At 58.1% G+C, this 13,679-nt stretch carries 11 protein-coding genes and 1 pseudogene; 3 read left to right on the top strand and 9 right to left on the bottom strand.

From position 1 onward, the window contains the following. On the bottom strand, positions 1-187 hold a 187-nt coding region (locus IGS16_RS09390), incomplete at its 3' end, for a hypothetical protein (protein WP_297085121.1). Between IGS16_RS09390 and IGS16_RS09385 the strand changes: the two genes are divergently transcribed. Next, complete coding sequence (locus tag IGS16_RS09385) at positions 181-1,143, top strand: lysylphosphatidylglycerol synthase domain-containing protein (protein WP_297085120.1); 963 nt, start codon at positions 181-183, stop codon at positions 1,141-1,143. The genes IGS16_RS09390 and IGS16_RS09385 overlap by 7 nt on opposite strands. A gap of 99 nt (positions 1,144-1,242) precedes the next feature. On the opposite strand, the gene IGS16_RS09380 is transcribed toward IGS16_RS09385, so the two are convergent. The 7 genes from IGS16_RS09380 to IGS16_RS09350 form a co-directional block, all read right to left on the bottom strand. Next, entirely contained in the window at positions 1,243-1,677 is a 435-nt protein-coding gene (locus IGS16_RS09380) for a hypothetical protein (protein WP_297085119.1), read from the bottom strand. Positions 1,678-1,792: 115 nt separating this feature from the next. Then, entirely contained in the window at positions 1,793-3,517 is a 1,725-nt protein-coding gene (locus IGS16_RS09375) for a sulfite exporter TauE/SafE family protein (RefSeq protein WP_297085118.1), read from the bottom strand. An 86-nt stretch (positions 3,518-3,603) separates the two neighbouring features. Beyond that, positions 3,604-5,019 (bottom strand): tetratricopeptide repeat protein, encoded by a 1,416-nt coding sequence (locus IGS16_RS09370; protein ID WP_297085117.1) that lies wholly within the window; start codon positions 5,017-5,019, stop codon positions 3,604-3,606. A gap of 181 nt (positions 5,020-5,200) precedes the next feature. Continuing rightward, positions 5,201-6,490 carry a DUF4331 family protein gene (locus tag IGS16_RS09365; protein WP_297085116.1) on the bottom strand — a complete coding sequence of 430 codons (1,290 nt, stop codon included), beginning with the start codon at positions 6,488-6,490 and terminating at the stop codon, positions 5,201-5,203. Between the two features lie 289 nt (positions 6,491-6,779). Continuing rightward, positions 6,780-7,727, bottom strand: a complete 948-nt coding sequence (locus tag IGS16_RS09360) for a phosphoribulokinase (protein ID WP_297085115.1) — start codon at positions 7,725-7,727, stop codon at positions 6,780-6,782. Positions 7,728-8,054: 327 nt separating this feature from the next. Beyond that, complete coding sequence (locus IGS16_RS09355) at positions 8,055-8,579, bottom strand: hypothetical protein (protein WP_297085114.1); 525 nt, start codon at positions 8,577-8,579, stop codon at positions 8,055-8,057. 383 nt (positions 8,580-8,962) lie between these two features. Further along, entirely contained in the window at positions 8,963-9,649 is a 687-nt protein-coding gene (locus IGS16_RS09350; RefSeq protein ID WP_297085113.1) for a hypothetical protein, read from the bottom strand. Positions 9,650-9,959: 310 nt separating this feature from the next. Here IGS16_RS09350 and IGS16_RS09345 point away from each other — a divergent pair, with 310 nt between their 5' ends. Then, positions 9,960-11,243 (top strand): inorganic phosphate transporter, encoded by a 1,284-nt coding sequence (locus IGS16_RS09345; RefSeq protein ID WP_297085112.1) that lies wholly within the window; start codon positions 9,960-9,962, stop codon positions 11,241-11,243. 225 nt (positions 11,244-11,468) lie between these two features. Here the strand turns inward: IGS16_RS09345 and IGS16_RS09340 are convergent. Next, positions 11,469-11,702 (bottom strand): annotated as a pseudogene (locus tag IGS16_RS09340) (hypothetical protein); the annotation flags it as partial. A 360-nt stretch (positions 11,703-12,062) separates the two neighbouring features. Here IGS16_RS09340 and IGS16_RS09335 point away from each other — a divergent pair. Continuing rightward, positions 12,063-13,658: a nucleoside transporter C-terminal domain-containing protein gene (locus IGS16_RS09335; RefSeq protein WP_297085111.1), complete on the top strand. Its 1,596-nt coding sequence runs from the start codon at positions 12,063-12,065 to the stop codon at positions 13,656-13,658. Positions 13,659-13,679 lie beyond the last annotated feature (21 nt).

Raw genomic sequence — 13,679 nt, 5'->3', positions numbered from 1 at the left:
CGAAGAACGAAAAACGAAGAACGAAAAACGAAGAACGAAAAACGAAGAACGAAAACCTATTCTTCCCTCTTCGTTCTTCCCTCTTCCCTCTTCCCTCTTCGTTCTTCCCTCTTCCCTCTTCCCTCTTCCCTCTTCCCTCTTCGTTCTTCCCTCTTCGTCCTTCCCTCTTCCCTCTTCCCAATGCCATCTATAAACCTCCGCCCCAAAGATTTCCTCCGCTGGGCCATTTTCGGCGGGGCGCTGTTCTTTTTGGCGCAGGCGGTGCGGCGACACTGGGCAGAGGTCGCGCAGATTCGGATCGAGGGGGCGGGCTGGGGGTTGCTGGCGATCGCCCTCCTGATTACCCTCGTCGCCCACATCTGGACAGGCTGGGTCTGGGGCTGGATTTTGGGCGATTTGGCTCAGCCCGTTCCGGCGCTGTGGGCCACGCGCACCTACCTGAAAACCAATATTGCCAAGTATCTGCCGGGAAACGTCTGGCATCTCTATGGGCGGGTGGTCGCGTCGCAGGAGCGCGGCATGCCCCTGGGCGCGGCAACGCTGAGCGTGCTGCTGGAACCGCTGCTGATGGCGGCGGCGGCGCTGATGCTGGGACTGTTGGGCATTCGGCAGGCAAACTGGGGCGTGCAGGCGCTGAGCTTGGTCATTGTGCTGGCAGGGATGCATCCCCGCGTGCTGAATCCGGTGCTGTCCGTGCTGCGGCAACTCAAGGGCAGGGGCAAAAAGACGGCTGATGCCGCCACAGATTCGGCAGATTCTGCGCCGTCTTCTGTGCCATCTGAGGCTAAACCCTGGCAGCTCAAGCGCTATCCCCTGCGGCCGCTGCTGGGTGAAATCGGATTTGTGGCGCTGCGGGGGCTGGGGTTCGTGGCGATCGCCCTGGCCTTGCAGCCCGTTGCACCGGCCCAGTGGCTGCCGCTAATCAGCGGGTTTAGCTTTGCGTGGCTGCTGGGGCTGGTGATTCCTGGCGCACCCGGCGGCATTGGCGTATTCGAGGCAACGGCGATCGCCCTTTTGGGCAATCAGCTTGCGCCGGCCATTCTGCTTAGCGTTGTCGCTCTCTATCGGCTGATCAGCACGCTGGCAGAGGCCATCGGCGCAGCGCTGGCGTGGCGAGAACTGGGAGTCCAGCGCCCACACTAGCGGGGCAACCCAGACGGGCGATCGCTCGGTAATCATCTTTCAACCCCAGCAGCAGCCAGAATTGTTTCGCCAAGAGGACTGGATGCAAGCGGGAGTGTGCTACGGGCAGCGGCGACCCTGAGCATCCAGCACCACGCACCGCCCGTTGTTCACACTGATGCGGCTATTGGCACCTGCCATGTCATCAATGGGAACAACGGGCGTAAAGTAAGGCTCATCCTCGATCGGCGTGGCGGAAAGCGGCTCGTCGTTGAGCAACAAGTCCGGGTCGCGGCCCGTCGGAGTCGTACTACCGCTATTGCTGCCAGGATTGTTAAGAGAGGGCGGACGGGACATCGGACTGACTGGATTGGGCGCAGCAGCCGGAGGACGAGTCGAGTTGCCACACAGTCGATTCAGATCCAGCACTTGCCCGCTGCTGGTTTCCATGTAGCAAGACAGGTCGCGGTTATCAAGCGGATTGCTGAGGGTGGCTTGCGGAAGAAGGGCGATCGCCCCAGCACCAGACAGCACTAACAGGATGTATTTCAGCATAGGAGTTTGCTCAGAATTTACTCACGATGAAATTGCGGTCACGTTCTCAAAAATTCGGTCAAACAATCGTCAAAACAATCTACGAAAATCGCCAATCCAAAATCCAAAATCACCCTCACAGCAATAGCTGAGTAAGCGCCTTAAGCGAAATCCCCACGCCCAGCAGCGTAATGCCCGCCGCGCTAACCAAGGGTAAGATATGCGTCCACCGCTGGGGGGCAGGCACTCGCCGAAACCAGTGCTTGGCCCGCACCAGCAGCAGCCCCAACCCCGTCAGCACGCCTGCCAGCCCCAGGCTAAAGGCCAGCACCAGCACTAGCCCAAACCCAGTTTTACCGAGGGCGATCGCGCTCAGCAGCAGCACCAGCGCCGCCGGACAGGGCACCAGCCCCCCCGAAACGCCCAGCGCCACCAGACTGCGCCAGGTCACAGGTTCACCATCCGCACCGGGCGGTAGATGAGAATGCCTGTGGGAATCCTGATGAGAATGTCTATGAGAATGCCCGTGAGAATTTCTATGAGAATGCCTATGAGAACTTATATGAGAACCTTTATGTGAAGGGTTGCCGAAGGACTTACAGGGTTTCTGGGGAGAATGGTGATGTGGGTTGCCATCAGAATCCTTATGAGAACCTTTTGGGGAATGCTCATGAGAATCCTCATCAACATGACGGTGGTGACGTTCGGAGATGCCTTGAGACGCAACACGGAGATGCTCAGAAGAATGCTGATGCAGAAACTCATGAGCATCCTGTCGAAAACCGGACGAACTATGAGCAGAAACCACCTCAGCCGACCCATGCGGCTGAGGTAGATGATGATGATTTTCTGAATGGACTGGTTTTAGATGTGTGGAGTCGGGTTTCTGAGAATGCGAATGGGAATGTCGATGAGACAACGACTCAGAAACCAAATCGGAATGTAAATGCTGATGCGCTGAGCCAGGGTGATGCGAATAGGGTTTTGAACGCAGCCGACGACGCAGCAGATTCAGACCAATCCCAACCACCATCGCGCCCGATGCCAGACTTAGCCAGGGATAAAGCTGCTCTGGCAGCACGTACTGAGCCGCGAACAGCGTCGCCAGCCCCAGCGCAAACACGCCGAGGGTGTGGGTGATGGTGGTCGTCAGCGCTAGGAATACCGCATGTTTGGGCGTGGCGCGTTCGCCTACCAGATAAGCGCCGACGACCGTTTTGCCGTGCCCTGGCGACATGGAGTGAACCGCGCCCCAGAGAAACGCTCCGGCGATCGCCAGCAGCAGTTCCCCTGTGCCGAGTCCGGGCAGTCCTGGCGCGAGGGCCAGGGTTTGTTGCCTTGGGGTAAACAGAAACGTCCGCAGCCGCCCGTTTTGCAGAATTGTGGTCAGGCAGCTTGCCGTAGGCACATCGGGCAGGAACAGTCCATAGTGAATTTGCACCCCCTGGATGGGCTGGGGCCAGGCAAAGGTAAGGCGTAGCGTGCTGTGGGTGGTGTTTGGCGCGAGGCGGACGCTGTTGGGCACAGGTGCATTGGCTTCCAGCGGTTCCAGCGTGAGCGTGCCGGGGCGGCGATCGCCATCCAGCATCCGAATCTGGCTACCCAAAAACGCCTGTAGCGCCGGGGCATGGTCGCGTACTTCCTGGGCAGAGAGTTGACCATTGCGATCGCCATCGGCAAACGCCGTTAGTCCGGTTGGATAGGTGAGCGTCATTTCCACAGTGGATTCTGCCACGCGCACTTCCGCAACGGACAAATCTGCCCAGTGGGCTTGTCCGGGAGCCGCCAGCCCCAGCCAGAGCAGCACTGTGACAACTCCGGAGAACAACGCCCAGGATAAGGAGCGACCTAGTTTACGCATGAGTTTATCCATAGGTCAATGCATGAATTCATGCAGTAGAAGAGAATAGGACTGATCCGCAAATACGAACGGTGAACGTTATGTCGCTAGCCGCCCAAGCCTATGCCTAGACCAACGGCATGGCGTGCGTTTTGATCAAATTGGGGATCGATCTCAAGCATTTGCTGGCGATAGGCGGCGGCCTGCGCTGGGTTGCCCAGGGCTTCCTCAATTTGGGCGGCGCGATCGCACAGGGCTGCATCACGAGTGCCGAGGGCGATCGCCGCTTGAACTACCTCCCTAGCCTCCTGCCAGCGCCCCATCTGTGCCAGCGCCCAGGCATAGGTATCGAGCGTGTCTGCGTCGCGCCGCTGCTTGACTTCCGCTTTCATCAGCGCCAGCGCCTCGGCGGTGTCTTCTGGGCGGCCCCGCTCCAGCAGCAATCGCGCCAGGTCGCGCCGATGCCCAAAGCCAAAGGTGCTAGAACCCGCCGATGTCTCTGCCAGCGTTTGCCGTAGTTGCAGTTCGGCGTTTGCCCAGTGGATTGCTGCCTGGGCGGGCTGGTTTTGCAGGTGCTTCAGTCGGGCCTGTCCCCGCTGCACCAGCGGTTCGTAAACTGTCGCGGCGCTGCCCATGTCCTCGACTTGGTGATAGTATTGTGCCGCCAGCCCATAGCGCCCCTGCCGCAGCGCCAATTGGGCCAGGTTCAGGCGGGCGGGCAGGTAACTCGGCAAAATTCGCAGCGCCTCATGATATAGATCCCGCGCCAAATCGAGCTGTCCCCGTTCGTAATAGAACCGGCTGAGCAGCGTGCGCGTGCGGGCCGCACTGCTGAGGTCGCCTGCTTCCTCAACTTCCAGAGCATATTGGAAACTTTGCAATGCGCCCTCATCGTTGCCCTGCGCTGCCCGCACCAGCGCTTGTTGGGCAAAGGCAGCCGGACTCAGGGTTTGATCGACCAGGCGATCGCCCGCCTCAGCCGCCGCCTTCAGGTTGCCTCTTGCCAGATGCACCGCTGCCTGGACGCTCAGCGCCTCTTCTGATCCGTCCAGTTGTGCTGCCAAGGCCAGCGCCCGGTCAAAGTCGTGCTGCGCCTCGGCAACCCGTGCTAAGACGGCGATCGCCTCTGGATGGTCTGGCATTACCCTGAGCGCCTCCTGCGCCGTCTGGTCTGCCAGCAGATACCAGTGGCTTTGCCCTGTCAGCCGCGCCATCTTTAAATAGCCAAGCGCCAGCGCCGACTGCTCCAGTCCTTGCGCCACGCTCTGGGCGGGCATCTGCCGGACGCGCTCCTGAAAATGGGCAATTTCCTGCTCTAGTCGCGCCGTTGCGCCACCGGACGTGCTGACGGAAAACGGGTAGCGGTAGGGGGCATCGAGATGGCGAGAAGGGCGATCGCCCAGTCGATTGAGCGCCGGCCCGCCTGCCTGCGTGAGCCACAGCACAGCACTGGTGGCCGACAATCCCACCACCGCCAGCAGCCATCCCCGCCCGCCGGATCTCAAACTATTCAATGTGTTCATTAAAATTCCTTTAGCTTGAAAAGCGTCCCTGGTTCAGGGGTTGGGGAATCTTGTCCGGTGAGAACAGGAATCGAAGCTTATCAGGAGAAACACCTTAACTCCCTGATCTAGCGCTGAGAGAGAAACTCTCACCCTCACCCCTAACCTCTACAGGACTGATCGCAAGTTCGTCAGTCTTACTCTAGTTGGGTGGCGCTAAGTAGGGGAAAGCGGTCGCCAGCGGTTGATGCCCCTGCGCCGGATTGCCGGGTGTGCCGTTGTAGGAAACGTTGTCGGTGGTAATGGCTCCGTTGGTGACGATATTTAGCGACGCATCCACTACGTCATCCAGCAGCCGCCGGCCTGCTGCCGGGGAACCCAGCGCATTGAACTTGTTGCCATAGCCACTGGGGACGGTGGTGTCGATCCGCATCACGTCTGGCAGCAGCGCCCGCACCAGCGCGTTCGCCCGCGTGTCATTGTTGCCCACCAGTTTCAAGACGGCTGTGATGTTGTCTCGAATCACGGTGCTGTCGGATGAGTTAAACCGAGCGGGCTGCGTCCGGTTATAGGTTTCGTAGATGCTTTGCGAACTGGTGGTCAGCAGTTCATTAATCCCCGGTCGAGCGATCTGCTCCACCTGGGTAAATTGGCCTGTGCGCGGGTCACGAATGTTGATCGTGCCCCATAGGTCAAAGGTATTGACATTACTGCCGCCCGCCAAGACCTGCTGCGGCACCCGGACGACGATGGTGTTGACGTTGTACCCCTTGGCGAAGTCGATGGCGGTGTCGGGTGAACGGAAGCCCGCCGCCGGGCCGAAACCTGCAACCGCCGCCCGCACGCGGAAATAAGCCTCCACGTCAAAGAAGAAGGGATCTTCGCGCAGCCCTGCAAAAAGGGTGAGATTCGCACCCCGTACCCGCACGGTGTTGAGCCGCGGTGCGGCATCGGTGATGGCCGTCGTGAAAATGCGGCCGCCGCTGGTAGTGGTGTTGGTGCTGCTTTGTCTGTTGCCGTCAATAGTGGTCAGGGTAACGACTTGGCGATTGCCTTTGTTGGGCGGCGAGAAGGTGAACCGCAGCGTCAGATCGGGCTGAGGCATGGGGGCGTTGTTGACGTTGGCAACCCGCGCAATCTTGATGTCGTATTGAGCGTTGCTGCTGAAGTAATATTGCTGGCGAGCGAGCGATCGCGGGTTGGTGTTTAGCACCAGTATTAAATCGCCCGCGCGGGCCGCCGAGTTTTGGTCAATTTCCCGAAAGACGTAGAGATCGGTCAGGCTGAGGGCGCGGCTGCGAACGTCAATATCGCCGTCGTCATGGTCAGAGGCTTGTAGGGGTGCGGGCTGCAAGCCACTGGTCAGACCCAGTGCGGTGATTGAAAGGCAGCCTGCGAGCGTGCTGAGGGCGATCGCCCGCTTTAGCACAGATCGGCGGGGGGTAAGCCGCTGCAAGAAAGTGCGAACTGCGATCTTGGCGGGGGGTTCCATAGTTTAATTGACTCCTAATGCGCCTAGAGCAAGGCTTGTACAAACGCCTATCCGGGGGAGGGGGGTGGCGCTCTAGACACAAATACGGAGGTCAAAGCAGAACGGATCTCACAGACCCCAAATTTATTTCTTGAATTCTAAAATTTCCTGACGTGTAGCTTCTAGCTTTGCAGAATCTTGTGGCTAGTGCTGTGTCACAGCTAGGACTTTAGTTGGTAGTAAGCGCTTTAGCGCTGAAGCGCTTACTACGAGCCAAGGCATCACCCTAAAACTAAACCATGACACTGTACTAGGCAACGTTCGCAGAAACGTTCGCGGCCTTCAGCATGTGATAGGTAATCAGTAGTTGAGTAATCGCAAGTGGATAGCTTTGCAGCGTCTCTCCGGTCGTGCCAATCAGCTTGCCGATGCCAGGGTTACCCTCCAGGCTGCAAAACTGACCCAAATAGGGCACTTCCTGGCACAGGCTGCGCTCCAGTTCTCTCACCTGCTCCGCGGTGGCGTGGGCATCAATCTCCATCACGTCTACGGGTTTGCCCATGTCGCGATCTAGCCCCAGTCGCACCGCGCCGCCTGCGTGTTCTCCGTCGCCAATAATGCTGCTGAAATCTGGATGGGGAATCGTGGGACGCAGCACTAGCCGCACCGCCAGCAGCAGTTCATCCTGCGTCAGGTTGTCGCTGGGCGGATAGAAGCTCACCACCACATCGGCCCACTGCCGCTGCGGGCGAATAAAGGCTTCTGAGTCCGACTCGCGCTGCTGGATTTGCTTGATCACTTGCTCACGAGTATAGCCACGCTTGCGGGTATCGCGGTTTATCTTCCAAGTGTGGCGCAGGTCTTCCGGCGGAGCCAGGTAGACCTTGACATCGTAGCTGTCACGCATTCCTCGCGTGGCGTAGCCCAGCAGCCCTTCTACAATTACAAATCGCTTGGGTTTGATATACTCTGGCGGGTCGAAGGTGCCGCTGCTGTGGTTGTAAATCGGCTTCAGAATCGGCTGCCCCGTTCGCAGCAGCGAGAGGTGCTGCTGAATGATGTCGAGATAATTGCAGTCGGGATGCAGGGCAGAAATTCCCAGTTCAGCCCGCTGTTTGCGGTCGTAACGGTGATAGTCGTCGGTGCAGATGACGGTCACATCGTTTTCGCCGAGTACCTGCGCGATGCCACGAGTCAACGTCGTCTTTCCCGCAGCACTATCGCCAACAATGCCAAGAATGATGGGTCGGTGGGACATGGAGCCTCCTAAAAGCGCAATCACCAGCCCCCACCAACGTCTTGCACCAGTGACCGAAGCTGGGCGATCGAGTTCACGAATAGCCCCAATTATTAGCGCCTGGGGGACTCAGCGCAAGGCTTCTGCGGAGATAGGTAAGATTTTGCAACGTTCCTCTTGAGAGGTAGTGTGAACGGTAGCAAATGTATAAAATTGCTGCAATCCAAATTGCTGCAATCCAATAGAAAATACCTGCGAAATACTGATTCCGCAGAAACACTCACCCACAGAAGCGTATTGCATTGGCGCGTACTGTTTTCCGCCTTTCTCTAAGCTTTCCGCCTTTCTCTAAGCCTGTTTTTTGCGGCCGCGAGTCGAGGTTGTAGAAGTGGTCTTCGTCTTGGTCGAAGTGCGGGGAGACTTGGTTTTGGCGGCGGTAGTGCTGCGCGTGCTGCTGGTGCGGGGGCCGCGCTTTTTGGGGGTAGCAGCGGGTTCTTCAGACGCAGCGGGTTCGACCTCTGGCAGCGCGGCAGCGGCCTCGGTCACGGCTTTTTTCTGAACGGCGGTGCTGCGGCGGCGGCGAGTTTTGCCCGCGGTGCCCGATTTGTCCTTTTTGGTGGAAGCCAGATAGCGCTTGAGGGAAGAGACGCTGATTTTGATGTTCTTATCGGCCAGCAGCGCAGCAATTTCCTCGTGGCTATAGCCGCGGTCGAGCGCGGTTGAGATGGAGTCTTGCAGCAGGTCGATGGCTTCCCGCAGAGACCAAACTTCTTTGGGCTTTTCGGGGAGTTGTTCAAGCAGACTGGTGGCCTGTTCGATAGATTCTTGCTGAACCAGAACCGTGCCGGGGAGGCGTTTTTTGGTGGTAGTCATAGTGGTAAAGGTTGGGTCAATGAGCGAGTGTTTCTGCGGTCAGGCATAGGGTCAGAGGTAATCAGAATCGATTCACCGCTCTATTCAGCAGTTCTATTCGTACGCTATTCGTACGCTATTTGTACGCTGTTCGTAGAGTCGGCGATTCCCAGTTGAGCAAGTTGCAGTGGGCTTGCAAAGTGGATAACTTAGTGTATCCAAAAGCGAACAATTTCTATCAATTTTCCTGACCCAATCTTGATCAGTTTGCTTTTTGCCGTGTTAGCCCTGCCTCTTCTTCACAGTCTCGTTGCTGAAGCAAGGCTATTCCTTTCGCAGGGCAGAGGATGTCTAAGGTACGCTGTGATCCGTTCGCGCCCGTGTTCAACGAAATGGTAACAAGGTTATCTCTTTCGCTTTTTGCGTTTTTGCCTGGAGGTTGACGACTCCTGATTTGGGGTGGCATCGGTCGCTACGAGCGGGGGCGTTTCGGGTTCATCGAGCAGGTAGGCGATGACATTTTCGACCGAACGGTTTGTAGCAGAGTGGTTTGCAGCGGAGTGATTTGCAGCCTGAGCATGTCCCTGTTGCGATCTCGGTGTACGGTTACGGGTAGCAGAGTGGTTTGCAGCGGGGTGGTTTGCAGCAGCTTCTGTGAGGGGTGCGGGGTTTGGGGTTGAGATCGCAGGTGTGGCGGGGGCGATCGCACGGGTTCGCTGTTTTGGCTTCTGTCTAGCGGGACTGGAGCGCATGGGCGCAGACCGAGATGCAGACGACTGCTTGAGCCGGGACAGATAATAGCGCAAAGACGACGGGGAGACGGGAATCCCTGCCTGGTTGAGCAGCGCGGCGACATCTTCCTGGCTATAGCCCTTGTCGAGGGCGGCGAGGATCACGTCTTGCAGCAGGGCGATCGCCTCTCGAATCGACCATTCCTTTGCGGGTTCGGGTGGTTTGTCGGGGAGCGCGGTCAACACTTGGCTGGCTCGCTTGAGCGATCGCCGAGGCACCGCAGCCGGAGAGGTTGCGCTACTTGAAGATGACTTACGGGCTGACTTGGTTTTTCGAGTCACGCCAAAACCCAGAGACACAGGAGAGAAACTGCCCCTTACGTTAACGCTGAATCCTGAAATTGTGAGAGGTTAAGAGGGGTTTATTTGCAATTCTCAATAATGTTGTCGGAATATTGCGAGGCAAGGAATTCTATCGATTCTTGATTTTGGATTTGCGATTTTGGATTGGGGGCTGGCATCTGCGGGGCTTCTAGGCATCTCATTCTTGGCGCTACTCAAATGAATTGATGCTGGAAAGCCCGCAAGGAGTGATTGATCGCGTATAGACATCCGTCTTGTCCTTGTTAAGCCGTAGCTTGGTTAAGCTGTAGTGTGGAGCGCAAGCAGCGTGATTTGGATTGTAATTGCCAGTGGATTGGCCCTGTACGTTGCCTGGAACCTGGGCGCGAACGATGTGGCGAATTCGATGGGCACGTCCGTTGGCTCGGGTGCGGTGTCGCTGCGGCAGGCATTGGCGATCGCCGGAGTGCTGGAGTTTGCAGGAGCAGTGCTGTTTGGGCGGCGAGTGGTGGGCACGTTGGCCAGCGGCGTAGTGAATCCAGATCAGTTCGCTGATACGCCTCAAGTTTTGCTATTGGGCATGGTGTCGGTGCTGATGACTTGCGGGCTATGGCTTAATCTGGCCACGCGGCTGGGGCTGCCCGTCGCGTCGTCTCATGCGGTCGTAGGGGCGATCGCCGGGTTTGGCTGGGCGGCTTCCGGTCTGCATTCCGTAAACGGATCGCTGCTGGGTCAAATTTCCCTCACTTGGCTGGTCACGCCGCTGGTCAGTGGGGCGATCGCCGCTGGGTTTTATACCGTTCTGCGGCGCGGCGTGTTGCAGTCTCCGCAGCCACTCCAGCAGATTTATGAATGGCTACCCTGGCTGAGTTTGGGGCTGGTCAGCGGGTTTGGGCTGATTGTGCTGCCTGTGCTGCAACCCGTCATTTCAGCCCAAATTTCAGGCCAAATTTCAGCCCAGATTCATCTGCCGCCCCACACGCTGGCGCTAATCATCGGGGCGATCGCTACGCTGGGCATTAGCGCGATCGCCGCTCGCCCCGTGGCGCTGCCTGATTTGCCGAATCCGACAGGAGAAGATAGGGAGGCGACTGCCGCCAAGCTTGCCAATCCCATCGAGCAGATTATGGCGCGATTTCAGTTGGTCAGCGCTTGCTTTGTCGCCTTTGCCCACGGCTCAAACGATGTCGGCAATGCGATCGCGCCTTTGGCGACGATTGTCTACCTGATACAGCCTGCTGGGGATGAGGCAATCCTGCCGCTGTGGATTTTAGTCCTAGGGGCGCTGGGCATTGTGGGCGGGCTGGCGGTGTGGGGCGGCCGCGTCATCACCACCATCGGCGAAGGTATTCTCGCGCTGCAACCCAGCAGCGGCCTTTGTGCAGAACTGGCCACCGCCGCGACGGTGCTGATCGCTTCGCGGGTGGGACTGCCCGTGTCTACGTCCCACGCGCTGGTTGGCGCAGTTGTGGGGGTTGGTCTCTCTCAACGCAGCAGCCAGATTCACTGGAGCATGGTGCGTCAGATCGGTCTGGCGTGGGTGGGCACGATTCCGCTTTGTGGCGGACTGGCCGCTGCAATTTTTTGGGGGCTAATCTGCCTAACGCATTGACGCAGCCTAGTTCACCCTCATTCTAAATCCCGCTCTCAGAGCGGAAGAGGGATTTCGATCTGGCTTCCCGCGTGGCAGATCTAATTCCCCTACCTCTTCAAGTAACTACTCACCTTAGAACTACTCACCTTGATAAACGTCGGGCAAATCGTCAAACCCGCCCAGCAGGTAGTCGGGAAACAGGGTCGGCGTGGTGTTGGGGCGATCGCCCTGCGATTCTAGCGGCGTGAGGTCGGTGGGGGGGCGATCGCTGCTCCAGGCCCACCACGCAGTGCCGCAGGCGCAGTGATAAAACTCCTGCCACTTGCGGCGGTGGTCGTGGGTAAAGACGGGCGATCGCCGATTAATCCACACTTGCTGCGCTTCAGTACAAGACAAGCGGCAGGTTGGACAACAGAACTCAACAGCGTGAACCGCCGCCTCTGTCCAGTCGGGCGGCACGAGAGCAAAAGCGTCCATGAGCAGGTGCGGGAAAGGAATACCCCTATCCTATCCGACTCGTCAAGCGGCTAGATTTTCGACGAGCCAGCATAGAAATTTTTATCCCCTTTCCCCTGAGTCTTATGTAAAATCCAAGGCGAGGCCGTCAGCAAATTGCCCCCTTCGGAATAGCGCGACCCATTGCGTGAGCGGTTCGTCCTGATCGCTCCCTCAGTTTGCGACCGAGCGACCGATTGCGAGTGACTGATTGCGAGTGACCGATTGCGAGTGACCGATTGCGACCGAGTTGGTGACTAGGCGTAGTCTAATCGCTGTCTATCGCTGCATAAGCTGCATAACCATGACGACCCGGATTTACCTCAGAGAGGACAAAGTCAAATGTCGATTCTGAATTTAATCTCCTTTGTTGGAATTTTCGGGCTGTGTGCAGTCGCCTGGCTGTTTTCCGAAAACCGCGATCCCAAGTATTTTCCCTGGCGTGTGGTGATTTGGGGCATCCTGCTCCAGCTCATTCTGGGCTTCCTGGTGTTTGCGTTTCCGATTACGCAGCTTTTTCTGCAATGGTTTACCGATTTGCTGAACGTTATTTTTGATGCAGCCGACGCGGGCGCACGATTTGTATTTGGCAATCGATTGGTTCCCATACCAGGTCAAGAGCCGCTGGTGCTGTCCCCGCTGCCTGCATCGGGCACCTGTGCGCCAGCGCAGCCAGGAGAGGTGCTGCCGGGGCTGTGCGGCATTCAGTTGGGCTATATTTTTGCATTTCGGGCCTTGCCAGCGGTCATTTTCTTTTCGGGGCTGATGGCGCTGCTCTATAACTTGGGGATTATCCAGGTCGTTACAAATTTCTTCGCCCGGATCTTCTACCGCGCCATGCGCCTGAGCGGAGCAGAATCCCTCAGTGGCGCGGCGAATATTTTTGTGGGCATCGAAGCAGCGATCGTAGTGAAGCCGTTTCTGGCCAGCATGACCCGCAGCGAACTACTGGCGATTCTGGCGTGCTGCTTTGGCACGGCGGCCTCGTCTACGCTGGCGATTTACGTGAGTTTTCTGAAGCCTGTGTTTCCGAATATTCTGGGGCATCTGGTGTCAGCTTCGGTGATGGCGATTCCGGCGTGTTTTGTGCTGTCGAAAATTTTGCTGCCGGAAACGACCGTGCCGGTGACGGCGGGCGGCATTCCCGACGAGCGATCGCTCGATCAGGCGCTCAACGAAGAAGTGGAAGACTTTGAGGCAGGCGTGGCGCGGACAGAACCCGTGCATCAAGAAACCGTGGCAGGGGAACCGATCGAGCGGGTGAGTCCACTGGATGCCGCCATTGTGGGCGCACTGGACGGCGTGAAAATGGCCGTGGCGATCGCCGCTGTGCTGATTCTGATCCTGGGTTTGGTGTATCTGGTCAACCAATTTTTTGGCGCTCTGGCCAATATTCCCGGCCCCATTGGCAGCGTCTTTCAGGTGATTACGCTACAAAACATTTTGGGGGCGCTGTTTTTGCCGCTGACGGTGCTAACGGGTGTGTCGCTGGACTGGAGCGAACTCTGGGCTTCGTCAGTGATTATCGGTCGTCGCCTGTTTGAAACGGCAATTCCGCCCTACCAATCGCTGGCGGCTGCCTCGCGGGATGGCGTATTGGGCGATCGCGCTCTATTGATCGTCAGCTATGCCCTCTCTGGCTTCGCGCACCTCGCCTCGGTCGGCATCTTTGTCGGTGGCACTACGGCGCTGATTCCCTCTCGCCGCAAAGACATCTCTGAACTGGGCTGGAAGGCGCTGTTTGTGGGCACGCTGGCCACCATGATGATCGCCTGCGTGGCGGGCGTATTCGACACGGGCAACCCTAGCATCCTAGGTACGCCCGACGAACCCGCGCCGCAGACTGCTCCCGCCAGCCCTGCCGCGCCCAGCCCAGCAGCTCCAGCGCAGACCATTCCCGCGCCGCTTCCTGCCAGCCCCTCGCCAACCACGCCCTAACAGAAGACTTTTCGAGATTTC

The organism is Thermoleptolyngbya sp. C42_A2020_037 (assembly GCF_015272455.1).
GTDB lineage: Bacteria > Cyanobacteriota > Cyanobacteriia > Elainellales > Elainellaceae > Thermoleptolyngbya.
This window is presented reverse-complemented; position numbering and strand designations above follow the sequence as displayed.